The 18352-nt window shown below is 68.9% G+C and carries 22 protein-coding genes; 15 read left to right on the top strand and 7 right to left on the bottom strand.

The genetic code is table 11. The features are described from left to right. Positions 1-7 precede the first annotated feature (7 nt). Together ruvC and ruvA are read left to right on the top strand one after the other, a co-directional pair. Positions 8-502 carry a crossover junction endodeoxyribonuclease RuvC gene (ruvC, locus tag EKM57_RS09020; protein WP_129792183.1) on the top strand — a complete coding sequence of 165 codons (495 nt, stop codon included), beginning with the start codon at positions 8-10 and terminating at the stop codon, positions 500-502. Then, positions 499-1095 (top strand): Holliday junction branch migration protein RuvA, encoded by a 597-nt coding sequence (ruvA, locus tag EKM57_RS09025; RefSeq protein WP_129792184.1) that lies wholly within the window; start codon positions 499-501, stop codon positions 1093-1095. Before ruvC ends, ruvA begins: the two co-directional genes overlap by 4 nt. A gap of 26 nt (positions 1096-1121) precedes the next feature. On the opposite strand, the gene EKM57_RS09030 is transcribed toward ruvA, so the two are convergent. Continuing rightward, positions 1122-2255 (bottom strand): dipeptidase, encoded by a 1134-nt coding sequence (locus EKM57_RS09030; RefSeq protein WP_129792185.1) that lies wholly within the window; start codon positions 2253-2255, stop codon positions 1122-1124. 106 nt (positions 2256-2361) lie between these two features. On the opposite strand from EKM57_RS09030, the gene ruvB reads away from it, so the two are divergent. From ruvB to pal, 8 genes are all read left to right on the top strand, one after another. Continuing rightward, positions 2362-3381, top strand: coding sequence for a Holliday junction branch migration DNA helicase RuvB (gene ruvB / locus EKM57_RS09035; protein ID WP_129792186.1), 1020 nt, complete (start codon positions 2362-2364; stop codon positions 3379-3381). Between the two features lie 13 nt (positions 3382-3394). Beyond that, positions 3395-4543: a DUF3089 domain-containing protein gene (locus tag EKM57_RS09040; protein WP_206185358.1), complete on the top strand. Its 1149-nt coding sequence runs from the start codon at positions 3395-3397 to the stop codon at positions 4541-4543. Positions 4544-4641: 98 nt separating this feature from the next. Then, positions 4642-5100, top strand: a complete 459-nt coding sequence (gene ybgC, locus EKM57_RS09045; RefSeq protein ID WP_129792187.1) for a tol-pal system-associated acyl-CoA thioesterase — start codon at positions 4642-4644, stop codon at positions 5098-5100. 8 nt (positions 5101-5108) lie between these two features. Beyond that, positions 5109-5783, top strand: a complete 675-nt coding sequence (gene tolQ, locus EKM57_RS09050; protein WP_129792383.1) for a protein TolQ — start codon at positions 5109-5111, stop codon at positions 5781-5783. Between the two features lies 1 nt (position 5784). After that, positions 5785-6237: a biopolymer transporter ExbD gene (locus EKM57_RS09055; protein ID WP_206185359.1), complete on the top strand. Its 453-nt coding sequence runs from the start codon at positions 5785-5787 to the stop codon at positions 6235-6237. Then, a complete protein-coding gene (locus EKM57_RS09060; protein WP_129792188.1) occupies positions 6237-7055 on the top strand; it encodes a hypothetical protein in 819 nt (272 codons plus the stop codon). The genes EKM57_RS09055 and EKM57_RS09060 overlap by 1 nt, the downstream gene beginning before the upstream one ends. Continuing rightward, positions 7052-8407 carry a Tol-Pal system beta propeller repeat protein TolB gene (tolB, locus tag EKM57_RS09065; protein WP_129792189.1) on the top strand — a complete coding sequence of 452 codons (1356 nt, stop codon included), beginning with the start codon at positions 7052-7054 and terminating at the stop codon, positions 8405-8407. Before EKM57_RS09060 ends, tolB begins: the two co-directional genes overlap by 4 nt. A 52-nt stretch (positions 8408-8459) precedes the next feature. After that, positions 8460-8978, top strand: a complete 519-nt coding sequence (pal, locus tag EKM57_RS09070) for a peptidoglycan-associated lipoprotein Pal (RefSeq protein WP_129792190.1) — start codon at positions 8460-8462, stop codon at positions 8976-8978. A 39-nt stretch (positions 8979-9017) separates the two neighbouring features. Here the strand turns inward: pal and EKM57_RS09075 are convergent, their stop codons facing one another. Together EKM57_RS09075 and EKM57_RS09080 are read right to left on the bottom strand one after the other, a co-directional pair. Beyond that, a complete protein-coding gene (locus EKM57_RS09075) occupies positions 9018-9866 on the bottom strand; it encodes a S1/P1 nuclease (protein ID WP_206185360.1) in 849 nt (282 codons plus the stop codon). 25 nt (positions 9867-9891) lie between these two features. Continuing rightward, positions 9892-10902: an isoaspartyl peptidase/L-asparaginase family protein gene (locus EKM57_RS09080; RefSeq protein ID WP_129792191.1), complete on the bottom strand. Its 1011-nt coding sequence runs from the start codon at positions 10900-10902 to the stop codon at positions 9892-9894. Between the two features lie 204 nt (positions 10903-11106). Here EKM57_RS09080 and EKM57_RS09085 point away from each other — a divergent pair, with 204 nt between their 5' ends. The 4 genes from EKM57_RS09085 (at position 11107) to EKM57_RS09100 (ending at position 14181) form a co-directional block, all read left to right on the top strand. Further along, a complete protein-coding gene (locus EKM57_RS09085) occupies positions 11107-12024 on the top strand; it encodes an SPFH domain-containing protein (protein WP_129792192.1) in 918 nt (305 codons plus the stop codon). Positions 12025-12042: 18 nt separating this feature from the next. After that, entirely contained in the window at positions 12043-12249 is a 207-nt protein-coding gene (locus tag EKM57_RS09090) for a toxin-antitoxin system HicB family antitoxin (RefSeq protein ID WP_129792193.1), read from the top strand. Positions 12250-12412: 163 nt separating this feature from the next. Continuing rightward, positions 12413-13672: a Xaa-Pro peptidase family protein gene (locus EKM57_RS09095; RefSeq protein ID WP_129792194.1), complete on the top strand. Its 1260-nt coding sequence runs from the start codon at positions 12413-12415 to the stop codon at positions 13670-13672. Positions 13673-13704: 32 nt separating this feature from the next. Next, entirely contained in the window at positions 13705-14181 is a 477-nt protein-coding gene (locus tag EKM57_RS09100; RefSeq protein WP_206185361.1) for a GNAT family N-acetyltransferase, read from the top strand. On the opposite strand, the gene EKM57_RS09105 is transcribed toward EKM57_RS09100, so the two are convergent. Both EKM57_RS09105 and EKM57_RS09110 read right to left on the bottom strand, forming a co-directional pair. Beyond that, on the bottom strand, positions 14172-14642 hold the full coding sequence (locus tag EKM57_RS09105) for a hypothetical protein (RefSeq protein WP_206185362.1): 471 nt from the start codon (positions 14640-14642) through the stop codon (positions 14172-14174). The genes EKM57_RS09100 and EKM57_RS09105 overlap by 10 nt on opposite strands. Positions 14643-14650: 8 nt before the next feature. Beyond that, positions 14651-14998 carry a DUF6152 family protein gene (locus tag EKM57_RS09110; RefSeq protein ID WP_129792195.1) on the bottom strand — a complete coding sequence of 116 codons (348 nt, stop codon included), beginning with the start codon at positions 14996-14998 and terminating at the stop codon, positions 14651-14653. Positions 14999-15137: 139 nt separating this feature from the next. Between EKM57_RS09110 and ispG the strand changes: the two genes are divergently transcribed. After that, entirely contained in the window at positions 15138-16253 is a 1116-nt protein-coding gene (gene ispG, locus EKM57_RS09115; RefSeq protein ID WP_129792196.1) for a flavodoxin-dependent (E)-4-hydroxy-3-methylbut-2-enyl-diphosphate synthase, read from the top strand. A 16-nt stretch (positions 16254-16269) separates the two neighbouring features. Here ispG and EKM57_RS09120 read toward each other — a convergent pair whose 3' ends face one another. Beyond that, on the bottom strand, positions 16270-16527 hold the full coding sequence (locus EKM57_RS09120) for a DUF2171 domain-containing protein (protein WP_129792197.1): 258 nt from the start codon (positions 16525-16527) through the stop codon (positions 16270-16272). Between the two features lie 50 nt (positions 16528-16577). After that, positions 16578-18257, bottom strand: coding sequence for an FAD-dependent oxidoreductase (locus tag EKM57_RS09125; RefSeq protein WP_129792198.1), 1680 nt, complete (start codon positions 18255-18257; stop codon positions 16578-16580). Positions 18258-18352 lie beyond the last annotated feature (95 nt).

Raw genomic sequence — 18352 nt, forward strand, 5'->3', positions numbered from 1 at the left:
TGGGGGCATGCTGATCATCGGTCTCGATCCTGGCCTCGGCTGCACCGGCTGGGGCGTGATCGCGGCCGAGGGCAATCGGCTGAGCCATGTCGCGAACGGCCAGGTTCGAACCGATCCCAAATCGGCCCTTGCGATTCGGCTGGTCCGCCTCGAGGCGGCGCTGGGCGAGGTGATCGATCGGCATCGACCCGCAGCGGCCGCGGTCGAGGAGGTATTCCTCAACGACAATCCGCAATCGACGTTGAAGCTCGGACAGGCGCGAGGCGTCGTCCTGCTCGCCGCCGCACAGCGGGGAATCGAGGTGGGCGAATATGCGCCGCGGCTGGTCAAGAAGGCGGTGGTCGGCTTCGGCGGCGCCGAGAAGGCGCAGATCCACGCCATGATCCAGCGCCTGCTGCCCGGCGTGAAGATCGCCGGCGCCGATGCGGCCGACGCGCTCGCCGTAGCCGTCACCCACGCCCATCATCTTGCCAGCCGCCGCGCACTCGGGAACGCCGCATGATCGCCAAGCTGAGGGGCCTGCTCGACGGCTTCGGCGCAGACTTTGCGGTGATCGACGTGGCCGGTGTGGGCTATCTCGTCTCCGCGTCCAGCCGGACCCTGTCGAACATGGGCGCCCTCGGCGACGAAGTCGTGCTGCACACCGAGATGCTGGTCTCCGAGGATTCCATCCGGCTGGTGGGCTTTGCCTCGGCGTCGGAACGCGACTGGTTCCGCCTGCTGATTTCGGTGCAGGGCGTCGGCGCTCGGGTGGCCCTCGCCATACTGTCTGCGCTGACCGAGGACGAGCTGCACCGGGCGGTCGCGAGCGGGGACAGCCGGATGATCAGCCGGGCGCAGGGGGTCGGCCCCAAGCTCGCCCAACGCATCGTCAACGAGCTCAAGGACAAAGCGGGCGGAGTTGCGCTAGGACCTGCCGGTGGCGCGGCGGCGCCGTCCGGCGGACATTCGCAGGATGCCGTCTCCGCCCTGGTCAATCTCGGTTTCCGCCCGGCCGACGCCTTGTCGGCGGTAGCGAAAGCAGAGGCCGAACTGGGCCCCGATACCGGCCTCGACGCGCTCGTTCGTGGCGCGCTCAAGAAAGCGGCCCGCTAAGGTCGTTCCAAGCTGCTCGAATCGAGTCAAGCGCCCCACACCTCTTCGAACAGGCGCACGAAATTGTTGCCGAGCACCTTCTCGACCCGGGTCGTGCTCCAGCCGCGGCGCCTCAGGTCCGCGGCGATGCGATCGTAGCGATGCTCGTCATTATACCCCTCCACCAGATTGAGCACGTCGGCGGCTTCGCCCGGCGCGGCGATTCCGCGGCGAGCGCGATCCTCGTAAAATTCCCGCTGCTGCGCGCGCGTCTCGTCGTTGACGACGTAGCCGGTGAACGGGTTGTCGGTGCCGATGCCGACATGATCCTCGCCGCACACGTTCACCGCATGGTCCAGGTGGCGGAGCAGATCCTCGGTGCCGGGCTGACCCTGCGCGCGGAGGAACGGCATCAGGTAGATCCCGAACACGCCGCCTTTGTCCGCCAGGGCGCGCATCTCGGCGTCGTGCATGTTGCGCGGCAGGTCGGCGAGCGCCCGGCAGCCGCTATGGGTGATCGCCGGCGGCGCGGCGCTGGCGGCAATTCCCTCCGCCACGGTGCGCTGGCCGGAATGGCTGAGGTCGAGCAGGACCTTGGCGCGATTGATCCGCGCGATCAGCTCCCGCCCGAAATCGGAAAGGCCGGCATTGGCACGCTCCAGGCAGCCGTCGCCGGCGAGATTGCGCTTGTTGTAGGTGAGCTGCATCACCCTGACGCCCAGCGTCGCGAACGTGTCGACCCTGTCGGCATTCGTCTCGAACGGGGTCGTGTCCTGGAAATTGTAGATGATGCCGAGCCTGCCCGCCTCGCGTGCCGCGCGGATGTCGGCGGCGCTCTCGATCTTGGCGAGGAGCGAGGCATGCTCGCCGATCTGCCGGTCCCACCAGGCGACGCCCTCGACCGCCTCGCGATAGCGGTCGGGGCCGTTGCCGACGGGCGCGATCGTGCCGCTGATGATGTCGATCCGGCGCTGGCGGATGGCTCGGATCAGCCGCTCGCTCGGTACGTAGCGGCCCTCCTCCGGCTGGTCGAAGCCGTCGAGCGCCCCCTGAGCGTCGACATAGAAGGACCTCGCGCCGCGCGGCCGCGGCGGAGGCACGTCCTGGGCAGCGGCCCGCATCGGCCATGCGAGTGCGGCGCTGACGGCGCCCGCTGACAGAAGGAACTCCCGGCGATCCATGGCTGACCTCCCGCTATCGGCGCAGCCTATGGAAGAATCGGTCCGCCCTCAAGCGCTTCGGAAAGCGGTTCGACAGGCGGGATGCTTGCGCTAAAGCCGAACCCTGATGGATCAGGATCGGATCATCGCGGGCGACCGGAAGCCCGAGGATCTGGACGCCGCGCTGCGTCCGAAGACTCTCGACGAGTTCGTTGGCCAGAAATCGGCGCGCGAAAATCTGCGCGTGTTCATCGAGGCGGCGAAGGGCCGCGGGGATCCGCTGGACCATGTGCTCTTCTTCGGCCCGCCGGGCCTCGGCAAAACGACGCTGGCGCAGATCATTGCCCGCGAACTCGGCGTGGGCTTTCGCGCCACATCAGGACCGGTCATCGCCAAATCCGGCGACCTGGCCGCGATCCTCACCAATCTCGAGGATGGCGACGTCCTGTTCATCGACGAGATTCACCGGCTCAATCCGGCGGTCGAGGAGATCCTTTATCCGGCCATGGAGGACCGGGTCCTCGACCTGATGATCGGCGAAGGACCGTCGGCGCGCTCGGTGCGGATCGACCTTCCGAAATTCACCCTCGTCGGCGCGACCACCCGGCAGGGGCTGATTTCGACGCCGCTGCGCGATCGTTTCGGGATCCCCGTCCGCCTCACCTTCTATTCGGTCGAGGAGCTCGAGCAGGTGGTGCGCCGCGCGGCGCGGCTGCTCGGTCTCGCGCTGACCGACGAGGGCGCGCGCGAGGTGGCACGGCGCTCGCGCGGGACTCCGCGCATCGCGGGACGGCTGCTGCGTCGCGTCCGCGACTTCGCCCAGGCGGCGGGCGAGGCCGAGGTGAGCGCGAAGGCTGCGGACAGCGCGCTCACCCGCATGGAGGTAGACCATCTCGGCCTCGACGCGATGGACCGCCGATATCTGCACATGATCGCCGACATCTATCGTGGGGGGCCGGTCGGGGTGGAGACGCTCGCCGCCGGCCTGAGCGAGCCGCGCGACACGATCGAGGAGGTGATCGAGCCCTATCTGATCCAGCTCGGCCTGATCGCCCGAACCGCGCGCGGGCGCTGCCTCAACGGTCCCGGCTGGACCCATCTCGGCCTGCCCCAGCCCGCGGACCAGGCCGGTTTGTTCGATACCTGATGAGGGAAGCAAGATGAGGAGAATGATGATCGCGCTGGCCGCCGCGGCCGCCTGGGCGCCGGCGACGGCGCAGGCGGCCGAGGCTGCACCGGCGATCGATTATGCCGAGGAGACGAGTTGGCTCTGCCTTCCCGGCCGGCAGGACGCCTGCGGCCGGCCTTTGCCGACCACCGCGTTGACCCCGAACGGCTATGGTTCGAACGGCGCGGTGCGGCCGGCCGAGAATTCGCCCGCGGACTGTTTCTACGTTTATCCCACCGTGTCGCGCGACCCCGGCCTCAACAGCGACATGAATGCCGGGCCGGAAGAGCATGGCGCCGCCTTGGTCCAGCTCGGCCGGTTTGCCGGCGTGTGCCGGACCTTCGCTCCGCTTTACCGGTCGGCGACGCTCGCGGCGATTCCACGCGCAATGGCGGGCGAGGACATGACCGCGGTCTTCAACCTCGCTTATGCAGACGTGCGCGCCGCCTGGCGGCACTATCTGGAGCATCGCAATCAAGGGCGGCCGTTCGTGCTGATCGGCCACAGCCAGGGGACGATCCACCTCACCCGGCTGCTCGCCGAGGAGATCGAGGAGAGCGAAGCGGCCGGCCGGATGCTCTCGGCGATGCTGATCGGCTACAATGTCGAGGTGCCGCAGGGCCGGACCGTCGGGGGGAGCTTTCGCCGCACGCCGCTCTGCACCGAGCCCGGCCAAACCGGCTGCGTCGTCACTTACGTCTCGTTCCGGGCCGACGCCCCGCCGCCGCCGGCTTCGGACTTCGGCCGCACGCCGCGGCCCGGCTTCACCGTGGCCTGCACGAACCCTGCCGCGCTCGGTGGCGGCCCGGCCCCGCTCGATTCCTACTGGTTCACGGCGGAGCCGCCGGCACCGGGCGCGCCGACGGTCGACTGGTCGTCGTTGGGCCCGCCGCCGACGCCTTTCCTGCGCACCGAAGGCCTCGCTTCGGCCCAGTGCGTGAATGAGGGGCAGGTGGGCTATCTCGCCGTTTCCGTGAACGCCAATCCGGGCGATGCCCGTACCGATCGGATTCCGGGTGACGTGTATTTCCAGGGAAGGCCGCTTCCCGGCTGGGGGCTTCACCTGGCCGACGTCAGCCTGACCCAAGGGGACCTGATGCGCCTGATCGAGGCGCAAGCGCAGGCCTACGACCGCCGTTGAACGCGGATCCGGGGCTCTCCGACGCAGAATCGGCTCGGCTCGTCCCGACGTGGGCGGCCGAGGGTTCGCACGCGCGGCCGCATCGATAGGGAGCGCGGGTGGGCGTCGCAGTCGACAAGGCCTATCAGGGCGCGTGGATCGGCCGGGCCCACCATTTCGCGCTGCGCGTCTATTTCGAGGATACCGACGTCGCCGGCATCGTCTATTATGCGAACTACCTCAAATTCATGGAACGGGCCCGTTCGGACATGCTCCGCGCGGCGGGCATCGACCAGCGCGCCGTGCTGGAGGCCGGAGACGGAGTCTATGTCGTCGCCGAGGCCCACATCAAATATCGCCGGCCCGCCCGGTTGGACGACGAACTGCTGGTGCTGAGCGAGGTTTGCGAGGTGAGAGCGGCAAGCTGCGTCATTCATCAGCGAGTCATGCGCGGAAGTGAAACGGTGGCCGATGCGACAGTAACGGCCGCCTTCCTTTCGCTGGACGGACGGCCCAGGCGCCAGCCGCGGGAATGGGTGGCGAAATTCGAGCGGCTGAAAGAGGAAGGGGTGGAGTGACCGAAGTTATGCCGACCGACGCGATGTCGCCGATCGCCCTGTTCATGCAGGCGGACATCGTCGTGAAAGTCGTGATGGGCGGGCTGCTGCTCGCCAGCATCTGGACCTGGGCGATCATCGTCGGCCATTGGCTGAAGATGCGCCGCGCCGCGCGGGAGAGCGAGCGGTTCGAACGCGAGTTCTGGAAGAGCGAGGATATAGACAGCTTCTACGAGAAGAAGGGGCGTGGCGAACATCCGTCGGCCAAGGTGCTCGCCGCCGGGATCGCCGAATGGCGCCGGTCGACCGCGGGCCGCACGATCGACAAGGACGGTACGCGCTCTCGCCTTGCCGTCGCCCTGCATTCCGCCGTCGCCGCCGAAACCGACCGGCTCGCCGCACGCCTCAACATTCTCGCCACGGTCGGCTCGGTCGCGCCGTTCGTCGGGCTGTTCGGCACCGTCTGGGGCATCATGCGCAGCTTCAGCGACATTGCGGGGCAGCAGAGCACCAGCCTGGCGGTGGTGGCGCCCGGAATCGCCGAAGCCCTGTTCGCGACGGCCCTGGGCCTGTTCGCGGCCATTCCGGCGGTGATCGCCTACAATCGCTTTAGCTTCGGCATCAATCGGCTGGAAGCGCGCCTGCAGCGCTTCGCCGATGGATTCCACGGCACGCTGAGCCGCGAGCTGGAGCTGGACAGCTAGGATGGCCATGGGCCCGATCCTCGGTCCCGGACGGCGCGGCCGCCGAGCGCCGATGGCGGAGATCAACGTCACGCCGATGGTCGACGTGATGCTGGTGCTGCTCATCATCTTCATGGTGACCGCGCCCTTGCTCGCCACCGGAGTCCAGGTCGATCTGCCGGACAGCAAGGCGGCGGCGCTCGAGCAGGAGCGCGAGCCGGTGTCGGTCACGATCGAATCGAACGGTGCCGTCTTCGTGGACGATGCGCCGGTGCCCGACAGCGTGCTCGGCGAGCGCCTCCGGCAGATCGCCGCGGGCTCGCGGGAGGAAGGCGGCCCGCGCATCTACCTGCGCGCCGACCGCGCGCTCGATTATGGGCGCGTGATGCAGGTGATGGGCGAGATCAACCGCGCCGGCCTCAGGCGTATGGCCCTGGTCTCCGGTCCCCCGCAACAGGAAGGTGGGGCGCCCTGATGGACCGGTCGGAGGCTACCGGTGTCGGCGTCTCCCTCGTCGGACATGGCGCCGTGCTCGCCGTCCTGGTGCTCGGTCTGGCGTCGGTCGGCCGGGCGCCGCCGCCGTCGGACGCGATAGAGGTCTCGTTCGTCGACGAGGTCGGGCTCGTCTCCGCCGCACCGCAGCCGACGCAGGAGCCCCCGGCCCAGGGCATGGCGCCCGAGACCGGACCGGTCGACGACGCGCCCGCCGCGCCGACGCCAGAGCCGGCACAGCCGGAGCCGCGACCGACTCCGGCCGCGGCGCAGCCTGCCCCCCGCCAGGCGGCACCGAGCCCGGCGCGCGAAGCGCCGGCGCCGCCACGCGCCCGGCAACCTGCGCAGGAAAAGCAGGGCACGAGCGGCAGCGGCCGGCGCACCCAGCGCTCGCGCCTCGGCGATGACATCCTCAAGGGCATCGGCGACGATCCGACGCCGTCCACCTCGTCGCGCCCCACGGCAAGAATGACCGGCGAAGCCCGGGCGAGCATCAACGCCGCGATCCGCCGGGCGCTCGTGCCGTGCGAGCGTCAGCCGCTGCCGTCGCCGGAAGCGGGAGCGATCAGGGTGGACGTGTCGGTTACTCTGAGCCGCAACGGAAGCCTGGTTGGCGCGCAGGTGCGGCGGGTTCATAATGACGATCCCGGGCTCCGGGCCTATGAGGAGAGGATGCGAGACCTCGCTCTGGCGGTCGTGCGCCAGTGCACGCCCATCCGCGGCCTTCCGCCCGAGCTGTACGACGTGCCGCGCGGCTGGCGGCAATTCACCTATCAGTTCGATCCGAGGCAGACCCGATGAAGCATGTTGGCCCCCTGAAGATTCTCGTTGCCCTCGTGGCCCTGTGCGCGGTGGCGGTGCCGGCGCAGGCGCAGCAGCTCCCTGTGCCGGCTCTGGAGCCAGCCGACGACGAGCCCATCCGCGTCGGCGAAGGCGTCACCGCGGCGATCCCGATCGCCATCCCCTACATGCCGACCCCGCAGCCGGCGGACACGCCCGCGGGAAATACCGTGGCGCTCGGCCGCCAGGTGGCGGAGATCGTCGCGGCCGACCTGGCGGGATCGGGCCTGTTCACGCCGATGGGGCCGGCCGGGCTGCGCCCGGTCGCCTATCCGCAGGTGACGGCGCCGGACTTCGGCTATTTCGGAAGCACGGGCGCTCAGAACCTCGTCCAGGGCTTCGTCCAGGCCAATGCCAACGGCACGATCACCGTCGGCTGCTATCTCTACGACATTGCCGGACAGGTGGAGCTCACCCGCCAGGGCTATGTCGTCCAGCCGCCGGAATGGCGCCGGGCTGCGCATCGCTGCGCCGATACGATCTACACCCGCCTGACCGGCGAAGGCGCCTATTTCGACACGCGCATCGTCTATGTCTCGGAGACCGGCCCGGCCCGGCGGCGGATCAAGCGGCTGGCGATCATGGATTATGACGGCGCCAACCACCGCTTCCTGACGAACGGGCAGTGGACGGTGCTGACGCCGCGCTTCGCGCCCAACCAGCAGACGATCACCTTCATGACCTATCAGGACGAACGTCCGCGGGTGATGGTCTACGAGCTGGATTCGGGCCGCGCGCGGCCGCTGGTGGACCAGCCCTACATGACCTTCGCGCCGCGCTATTCGCCCGACAGCCGCTACATCATCTTCTCGATGTCGGTGAACGGCAACACCGACATCTATCGCGTGCCGGTATCGGGGGGACGGCCGCAGCGGCTGACCAACGCCCCCGGAATCGACACTGGCGGCAGCTATTCGCCCGACGGCAGCCGCATCGTGTTCGAAAGCGACCGGGGCGGCACCCAGCAGCTCTACGTCATGAATGCCGACGGCTCGGGCCAGCGCCGGATCAGCTTCGGCGGCGGCGGCTATGCCACGCCGGTGTGGAGCCCGCGCGGCGACCTCATCGCCTTCACCAAGACCGGCGGATTCCGGATCGGCGTGATGAGCCCCAACGGATCGGGCGAGCGCATCCTGACCGGGGGCGGCTATGCCGAAGGCCCGACCTGGGCGCCGAACGGCAGGGCGGTGATGTTCACCCGCGGGGCCAGTTCCGGCCAGTTATGGTATGTCGACGTCGCGAGCGGCGTCACGCGCCGCGTCCCGACGCCGCTCGGCGGATCGGACCCCGCATGGTCGCCGTTACGTGACTAGATTTGGACGGCTTCGTGTTTCGACAGACGATGAAAGGGAGAGAAATATGAGAATGAAGATGATCAGCCTGGTGGCCGTCGCCGCCGCTCTGTCGATGACGGCCGGCTGCGCCCGCCGATCGGCCGACCTTCCGCCCGAGCCGCCGAGCTCGAACGTGCCGCCGGCGGACACCGGTAATCCCGACGGCACGATCGGCGGCGCGCCGGTGCCGGGCTCGCGCGCCGACTTCCTGCAGAGCGTGACCTCGGATCGCGTGTTCTTCGCGCTCGACAGCTATTCGATCGACGCCGAAGCGCGGCGCACGCTCGACGCCCAGGCCGACTGGCTCAACCGCAATCCGACGGTGAACGTCACCATCGAGGGTCATGCCGACGAGCGCGGCACCCGTGAATACAACCTCGCGCTCGGCGATCGCCGTGCCAATGCGGCGCGCGATTATCTCCAGTCGCGCGGAGTCGCGGCGAACCGGATGCAGACGATCAGCTGGGGCAAGGAGCGCCCGGCGGTCGAAGGATCGAACGAATCCGCCTGGGCCCAGAACCGCCGCGCGGTGACGGTGGTGCCTGAATAATCCCATTTCCCTCTCCCCGCTTCGGCGGGGAGAGGGCGTTCACGCCAACGCCTCGTCCAGCAGCCGCGCGAGCCTGATGCCGCCGCGCGCCACCTGCCGGCGGACGATCGGGATCAGGCGCCGCGTCGTCGCTTCGTCGATCACCGGCCGTTCATCGGGGATGGCCCCGCAAGGGTCGCCGAGCAGGGCGGCGTAGGCGAAATCCCGGCTGACTTCCCAATTCTCGCGGGCCCAGTCGGTCACGCTCCCCTGGCGGAACGCGGCCTTGTCGGCCGGTTCGAGCGAGCCCAGGATTCCCGCCGCGCCGGCCGCCGGGGTCGAGATTGCGCGCTCGGCGAGATAGCCGTCCCAAGCGAGGTGCAGGTTGGTCCGCCCGGCGATGAGTCCATAAGCGATCCGCAGCCCGTTGCCGCCGCGATCGCCGCGATCGCCGGCATGGAGCGGCTGGTGCAGGTCTCCGACCAGGTGGATGAGGAAGGCGAGCGCCATCACCCGCTCGCGCTCCGGCACATCCCCGTCGGCAAGCAAGCGGGTGTGGCGCTCGATCTGCGCCGACACGCAATTGCCGTCGCGGCACGCGCCTTCCTGGTCGAACGGGCGGCAGACGTCGACATTCTGATAGTGCCAGGGCGAAGCAAAGCTGAACCGATCCCCGAGCGTCTTGATGCAGTCCGCCCAATAGCTCGCCTGGGCGATGTTCCCGGCTGGGCAGGCCGGCGTCTCGAGCAGGGCCGAGCGGGCCAGCAGGGCCCGCAACCGGGCGCGGGTCTCGGGCCGCACCTCGCGCTCGGCAATGAGCGCGACGGTCTCGTGGCCATATTCCCACCAGGCCAAGGCGGGCCGCGGGGCCAGGAGCAGGATCAGGAGCAAAGCGAAGCGGCGCAGCATCGGCAATCCGGGAGCCGGCGGGCGATCAGGCGGCAGCGTCGCCGACCGGGTCGTCGGCATAGATGGCGACGGTGCGGCCGGCCGGCGAGGCTTCGCCGCGATACATTCCCGGGGTGGTGAAGCTGAAGAGGGCGTCGCCGCGGCGAGTCACCAGGATGATCCCGCCCGCGCCGCCGAGCCCGCCGACCTCCGCCAGCACCGAATCGGCGATCGCCTGCGCCTCGGACCGCGGCAGGTCCGCGCCGCCCGCTGCCTCCTGCCGGAAGCGGATCCGGGCGCAGATCTCGTGCGCCACGCCGATCCTCAGGAAATATTCGCCGGCCCCGGTGGTCGAGATCGCTCCGGCGCGGTCGTCGGCATAGGTGCCGGCGCCGATCACCGGCGAATCGCCGACCCGGCCCCAGCGCTTCCCGGTGAGGCCCCCGGTCGAGGTGGCCGCGGCGACATGGCCGTACCGATCGAGCGCGACCGCACCCACGGTGCCATATTTGACGTCGATATCGAAGACTTCCCCGCCCCGCCGACGCAGTTCGTCGAGCTGGTGGCGGCGCTCGGGGGTCTCGAAATAGTCCTGCGATGCCTGCTCCAGTCCGCGGAGGCGCGAATATTCGTCGGCACCCCCGCGGCTGAGAAAGACGTGGGGGGAATGATCCATCACCGCCCGGGCAAGGCTGATCGGATTGCGCGTGGCCGTGACTCCGTTGACGGCGCCCGCACCCAGCCTGCGGCCTTCCATGATGGCCGCGTCCATTTCGATCGCACCCTCATAGGTGAGGACCGACCCGCGGCCGGCGTTGAAATGGGGATCGTCCTCGAGAATGCGGGCCGTCGCCTCGACCGCGTCGAGCGCATTGCCGCCGCGGGCCAGAATCTCGGTGCCCGCCGCCAGCGCGTCCTCGAGCCCGCTGCGGGCAGCCTTTTCCGTTTCCGCATCAAGGAGGCCATGATCGAGATTGCCGCAGCCGCCATGGATGACCAGGCGCCATTCCGGCCGCCCCGATTCGAGGGCGCGAGGGAGGGCGGCAGGCTCGGTCATCGGCGGAGACTCCAGGTACACGCACGGGGCGTCCAGGCGCGTCCGCGCCGCCCCGGCAGGCGCGGCCCTCCTGCTGCTTGGGCGCCTTCCCTGTCCAGCCCCTTTTTTCCGGAAGTCGCGGTTTTGGCCCCGGCCGAAACGATTCCGCTTGCCCGAATCGAAACAATATAATTATGATATCATGATTAAACGGGAGGCGCGATAATGGCACAGGAAATCCACAAGGCGTCGGACATCCACGACCTGCGGCTTTCGCGGGAACGCGCCGCGGCGACACAGAGCGGCTATCCGATGATTCTGCTGCTCGTCCTCCTCGTCGCGGCGGGGGCGGCGTCGACGTGGCTCGGAGTCGCGCGGGAAGATCCCTGGATGATCGGGCTGTCCGCCTGGGCTTTCGGCCCGGCGGCCTTGTTCGTCGCCGTCGGATTCTATTTCCTGCAGCCCAACCAGGCCGCGGCGATCCTGCTGTTCGGCGACTATAAGGGCACGGATCGCCAGACCGGGCTCCGCTGGCGGCTGCCATGGCTCACCCGCACCAAGATCTCGACCCGCATCCACAACATCACGTCGGACCGGCTGAAGGTGAACGACCTGCGTGGCAACCCGATCGAGATCGCCGCCAACGTCGTGTGGCGCGTGACCGACACGGCGCAGGCGCTGTTCGACGTCGACAATTATGTGGAGTTCATCGAGATCCAGGTCGAAAGCGCCGTGCGGGCGATGGCCGGGCGGTATCCCTACGACGATATCGAGCATAAGGAGGTGACGCTGCGCGGCGATGCCGACGTGGTGAATGCCGAGCTCGAGAAGGAACTGCAGGAACGCGTGGCCCGCGCCGGAATCTCGATCGACGAATCCCGGCTCACCCATCTCGCTTATGCCCAGGAGATCGCCCAGGCGATGCTTCGTCGTCAGCAGGCCGAGGCGGTGATCGCGGCGCGGGAGAAACTGGTGATCGGCGCCGTCAGCATGGTGGAAACCGCGCTGCAGAAGCTGTCGGAGAAGAACGTGGTGCATCTCGACGACGAGCGGCGGGCCGCAATGGTCTCGAACCTGATGGTCGTGCTGTGCTCGGAACGGGACACCCAGCCCGTGGTGAATGCCGGCACGCTCTATCAATAGGGCCGGTCCGCTCCGATCATGTCATCCCGCCCAAAGAAGGCCTTTCCGCTGCGCATCGAGCCCGCTCTATGGTCGGCGCTCGAGCGCTGCGCGGCGGCCGACTTCCGCAGCGTCAACGCCGAGATCGAGGTGCTGCTGCGCGAGGCGCTGGCACGCAGGGGCCTGAAGGTGGCGCCCCCGGAGGAGCGGCGCAGAGGAAGGCCGCCCAAGGAGGAGAAGGAATGATGTTCATGGCGTTCCACAGCCGGCGGCGGCGGATTCTCTGGCTGACCGGCCTCTTCGTCGCCCTGATTTTGATCGGCGCCGGCATGCTCAGGCTCGCCTGAAGCCCCTTGTCAACGCGTCCATAGCCGATCATCGCTGCCGCCGTCCGAGCGGGAGGAGCTTCATGCATTTCGACAGGCGGCATTTCATGGGTCTGGGGCTTGCGGCGGTCGGCGCCGCCGCGCTCCGCCCGGCGAGCCTCTTCGCGCAGGCGTCGACGGCGGTGCCGGGGCTGAGATCGATAACCGGCGATGCGGTTCCGATCAGCGGGGAGGAGCATCTCGAGCGGATCGCGCGGGCGCAGCGGCTGATGGCCGATCTCGGCCTTTCCGCGCTGTTCATCGAGCCCGGCGCCTCGATGACCTATTTCACCGGCGTCCAGTGGTGGCGGAGCGAGCGGCTCACCGCGGCGATCCTGCCGCGCGACGGCGAGCCCGCGATCGTCACGCCGCATTTCGAGGAGCCGTCGGTCCGCGAGAGCCTGAAGGTGCCGGGCGAGGTGCGCGTCTGGAACGAACATGAGGACCCGCTGCGCACCGTCGCCGGCTTCCTGCGCGACCGCGGCCTTACCGGCCCAGTGGGCGTCGAAGAGACGGTTCGCTTCTTCGCGGTCGACGGCCTTCGGCGCGCCATGCCCGGCGTCGAGCTGCGGCCGGGGGCGCCGGTGGTCCGCGGCTGCCGCATGGTCAAGACGGCGCACGAGCTTGCGCTCATGCAGAAGGCCGCCGACGTCACCCTTGCCGCCTATCGCCACACCGCGCCGCGAATCGAGCGGGGCATGACCCCCGCGGACATCGGCGCCATCATGGCCGGCGCAACGCAGGCGCTCGGCGGCAATTCCGAATTCGCCCTGATCCTGCTCGGGGAGGCGAGCGCCTATCCGCATGGCTCGGGCCAGCCCCAGGAGGTCCGCGAAGGCGAGGTCGTGCTGATGGACTGCGGCTGCACCGTCCACGGCTATCAGTCCGACATCTCGCGCAGCTTCGTGTTCGGCGAGCCGACGGCCGAGCAGCGCCGCGTTTGGGAGCAGGTCCGTCGCGGCCAGGAGATCGCCTTCGCCGCCGCGCAACTCGGCCGCACCGCGGGAAGCGTCGACGACACGGTGCGGGCGCAATATGAGCGATGGGGCTACGGCCCCGGCTACAGCCTGCCCGGCCTGTCCCACCGCACCGGCCACGGCATCGGCCTCGAGGGACATGAGCCGGTCAATCTGGTCCATGGCGAGACGACTCCGCTCGCGCCCGGCATGTGCTTCTCGAACGAGCCGGGCCTCTATCTGCCGGGCAAGTTCGGGATCCGGCTCGAAGATTGCTTCTACATGGCCGAGGGAGGCCCCCGCTGGTTCACCACGCCGCCGCCGTCGATCGACGAGCCGTTCGGTTGACCGCCGGGCGCCTCCAGGCCGATGAGGATGTCGTGAACGACGAGGCCAATGGAATCCGCGTGCGCGCGGCGACCGCCGCCGACAAAGCGGCGTGGCGCCGGCTGTGGAACGGATATCTGAAAGCCTTGGGTGCCGAGGTGCCGGAGGATGTGACCGAGCATTGCTGGTCGCGTCTCCTCGACCCCAGCTCCGGTCTGTTCGCGCGACTGGCCGAGCGCGACGGCGAGGTGGTCGGCTTCGCCGTGTGCGTGCTGCATCCGGGGACGTGGAAGCTCCAGCCGATCTGCTATCTCGAGGACCTCGGCGTCGACGAGGCGGTGCGGGGCCAGGGGGTTGGCCGGGCCCTGATCGAGGACCTGCTGGCGCTGGCGAGATCGCGCGGCTGGTCGCGGCTCTACTGGCACACGAACAGCGCCAACCATCAGGCGCGACGGCTGTACGACAAGTTCGCGCCGGCCGACGATGTCGTGCGCTACCAGATCGAGCTCGACCGGAATTCTCAGCTGTAGGCGATCATCCGTCCCGCCGTGGCCACTGACAGCCAGAAGGCGAGCGACGCGAGGGCCATCAGCCGCGCCGCGCCCGATGGCGGCTCGGGCGAAGCCCGGCCGAACAGCCAGCGGAAGACCAATGCGTTGGCGAGCGCCAGCGCGATCAGCACGAGCTTGAGACGGAAGGTCCAGCTCGTCGCCAGCGAAAGGGCGTCGGCGGCGAAGAGGACCGTCCCGCTCGCGACGAGAATGATAAGCCCACCGATCGCAAGCGGCGTCAGCGCGCCGGCGAGCGGTGCGAGCGGAAGGCGGGGGAACAAGCCGAGCAGCCGCAGGTCGACCAGGCCGATCCCGCCCACCAGCAGCACCAGGCCCAGCAGGTGGAGCGTGTTGGCGACCGGATATGCGAGCGCCGATTCCGCCGCCCAGGCCGCATAGTCGCTCGATGCGACCCTTCGAGCCAGGTCGGCGAGTGCCAAGGCCGTACTTAGCGCAGCTCGACCGTTTGGTCGCCGACGATGATCCGCTCGATCCGCATTTCGCGCGTCCCGTCCTTGCGTGGATAGCCCACCAGCGTCACGTGCTGGCGCGGGCCGAGCATGGCCTGGGTCAGCCCGCGCGATTCCATCCGCCGGACCGGCGCTAGGACCACATCCCAGGTGGCATTGTCGTAGCGAACCCGGGCCGAGCCGTGGGGATTGCCCCAATTCACGTCGCTCAGGCTGGCCGTATGGGTGATGGTGCGCTCCATGTCGTAGCTCGACCAGCCATGATGGGCCAGAGCGGCTGCGGGCGCGACCGACAAGGCGGCGGCGATCAAGATCTTTCTCAACATCCTCGGCTCCTCATCTTGCGCGTGGTTCATAGCAGATCGGAGGCCGATCTCGAAGGCTCCGCCAGCGAACGCGGCGTGGGCGCGTTGCGCATTTGCCCCGTGCCTTTCCCTCGTCACCTGCAGCGCCTATATCGCGGCCATGTCGGTTCGCCCCTGGAGAGACATAGAGCGCCGCCGCTCGCGGCAGATCATGGTCGGCAGCCTGCCGGTCGGCGGCGACGCGCCGGTGAGCGTGCAGACCATGACCAACACGATCACCGCGGACGCCAAGGCGACGATCGATCAGATCCGCCGCTGCGAGGAAGCCGGGGCGGATATCGTCCGAGTCTCCTGCCCGGACGTGGAATCGACCGCGGCGCTCAGGCAGATCGTGCGCGCGGCGCGCGTGCCGATCGTCGCCGACATCCATTTCCACTACAAGAGGGCGCTCGAGGCCGCCGATGCCGGCGCCGCCTGCCTGCGGATCAATCCCGGCAATATCGGGTCGGACGAGCGGGTGCGCGAGGTGGTCAGCGCGGCAAAGGCGAATGGCTGCGCGATCCGGATCGGCGTCAATGCCGGCAGCCTGGAGCGCGACCTGCTCGAAAAATATGGCGAGCCCTGCCCGGAGGCGCTGGTGGAGAGCGCGCTCGATCACATCCGCCTGCTCGAGGAGCATGATTTCCGCAACTACAAGGTGGCGGTGAAGGCGTCGGACGTGTTCCTCGCTGTCGCTGCCTACCAGCAGCTCGCCGAAGCCGTCGACTGCCCGCTCCATCTCGGCATCACCGAGGCGGGCGGCCTTCGCGGCGGCACCGTCAAGAGCGCGATCGGCATCGGCTCGCTGCTCTGGTTCGGCATCGGCGACACGATCCGGGTCTCGCTGTCCGCGGAGCCGGAGGAGGAGGTGCGCGTCGGCTTCGAAATATTGAAGAGCCTGGGCATCCGCAATCGCGGCGTGCGAGTCGTTTCCTGCCCGAGCTGCGCGCGACAGGGCTTCGACGTCATTCGCACCGTGGAGGTGCTGGAGGAAAGGCTGTCGCATATCCGCACGCCGATGTCGCTTTCGGTGCTGGGCTGCGTCGTCAACGGGCCCGGCGAGGCGCGCGAAACCGATATCGGGATCACCGGCGGCGGCAACGGCAAGCATATGGTCTATTTGTCCGGCGTGACCGACCATCATGTCCGCGACGACGACATGGTCGACCATATCGTCCGGCTGGTCGAGGCCAAGGCCGCGGAGATCGAGGCCGGCCAGGCCCAGGCGGCTGCCTGAGCCTGGTTCCGGCGGCTCAGGCCGCCGAGCCGTCCTGCTCCTCCTCGAACAGTGCGGCATTGCCGGCATTGGCCGACAGGCGCACCTTGTCGCCCTCCACAGCCGCGACCAGCCCGAGCGACAGATAATGATGATGGTCCTGATGGCCGCCCTGGCCGGCGTCGGCCTTCACGAGCTTGAGCCGGTCACCTTCGATCCGGTCCACCGTGCCGAGGTGGACGCCGTCGGCGCCGATAACTTCCATATCCGCGCGTATCTCGTCTCTTGCCGCCATGTCGTTTCTCCTTCTGGTGGGTAAAGGGCTGCCGCGGGTCGGCCGCGGCTTCAGGCGGTCGCCGTCAGGCGCGGCATCAGGTCCGGCGCACGGGCCTGCGCGAGATAGGTGTGCAAGGCAGCGACCACCTGCGCGCCGTCGCCGACCGCCGACGCGACGCGCTTGATCGAGCCAGCCCGGACGTCGCCGACGGCGAACACGCCGCGGCGGCTGGTCTCGAGGGGCAACCGGGCCTTCGTGCAGGAGCCGCCGGTGCGCACGAACCCGCGCTCGTCGAGCTCCAGACCGCAGCCACTCAGCCAGTCCGTATTGGGCTCCGCGCCGATGAACAGGAAGAGCTGGCTGACCGACCGGCGCTCCTCGGCGCCCGACCCCCGGTCGCGCCAGCGGATGGCCTCCAGCTCGCCGGCGCTCCCCTCGAGCGCCGACACTTCGGCCCCGGTCACGATCTCCACATTGGATAGGCCGGAAAGCCGTTCGACCAGATAGGCCGACATCGTCTCCTCAATCGGGCGGCGCGCGAGCAGCAGGATTCGTGCGGCATGGTCGGCGAGATAGGCGACCGCCTGGCCGGCCGAGTTACCACCGCCGACCAGCACAACCTCCTCGGCTTCGCACAATTTCGCCTCGCTGGGCGATGCCCAGTAATGGACCGTCGTGCCTTCGAACGCTTCGAGGTCGCGCACGTCGGGGCGGCGATAGCGGGCGCCGGTGGCGACGACCACGGCGCGGGCGCGTATCGTCTCCTCTTCCGCCAGGCGCAGCAGAAAATCGCCGGTATCGCCTTCAAGCTGAAGCGCCTCGTCGGGGATGGCTATCTCGACTCCGAACTTCTGCGCCTGGCTGAAGGCGCGGCCCATCAGCGCCATTCCCGATATTCCGGTCGGGAAGCCGAGATAATTCTCGATTCGTGCCGACGCGCCCGCCTGGCCGCCGAAGGCGCGGCAATCCACGACGATCGCCGACAGGCCTTCCGAGCCGGCATAGACGGCGGTGGCCAGGCCGGCCGGTCCGCAGCCGACGATCGCGACGTCGAAGATGCGGTCCGCATCGATCGGGCGGGCCAGACCGATGCACCGGCCGAGCGCCGCCTCGGTCGGGTTGCGCAGCAACTGTCCGTTCGGACAGACGACGATCGGCAGCATCTCGGGCGCAACCTGGAAGCGTTCGACGAGGGCGCGTCCGCAGGAATCGCTTTCCGGATCGAGCCGTGAGTGCGGATGACCGTTGCGGGAGAGAAAGTTGACCAGCCGGAGCACGCCGGCATCGCCGGCATGGCCGACGATGATCGGCCCGCCGCCGCCCGTCTCGAGCAGGCCCATTCGGCGCAGAATCAGCGCGCGCATGATACGCTCGCCGATGACCGCTTCGGACGCGAGGAGGGCACGCAATTGCCCAGGCGCGATGACCAGCAGCTCGACCTCGCCGATCGCCCGGGCGTCGACCAACGACGGACGTCCGGAAAGCTGGGCAAGCTCGCCCATGAAATCCCCCGCCCGGTGAGTGACGATCGTGGACCGCGCGCCGGCGGCGCTTTGGCTGATCTCTACGGCTCCGGCCAGGAGGACGGCAAGGCCGTGCCCCGTCTCGCCGGTCCTCACGATCATGGCACCGTCGGAGAATCGGCGCCGCTCCCCGAAACGGAGCAGCCGCTCGACCGCGCGCGGCTCGAGCGTCGGGAACATCTGGTCGCCGCGCGTGTCCGCAAGCCTCTGTTCGGGCACGGTCATGGCGTCAGTGCGCCGCCTGCAGCGGTTCCGAAGCGGCCGGTGCCGCAAGGGCGGCCGCGGTTCGATCCGAGCGGACAGGGCGCTGCATCATTCTG

It is taken from the genome of Sphingosinicella sp. CPCC 101087, assembly GCF_004151485.1.
Lineage (GTDB): Bacteria > Pseudomonadota > Alphaproteobacteria > Sphingomonadales > Sphingomonadaceae > Allosphingosinicella.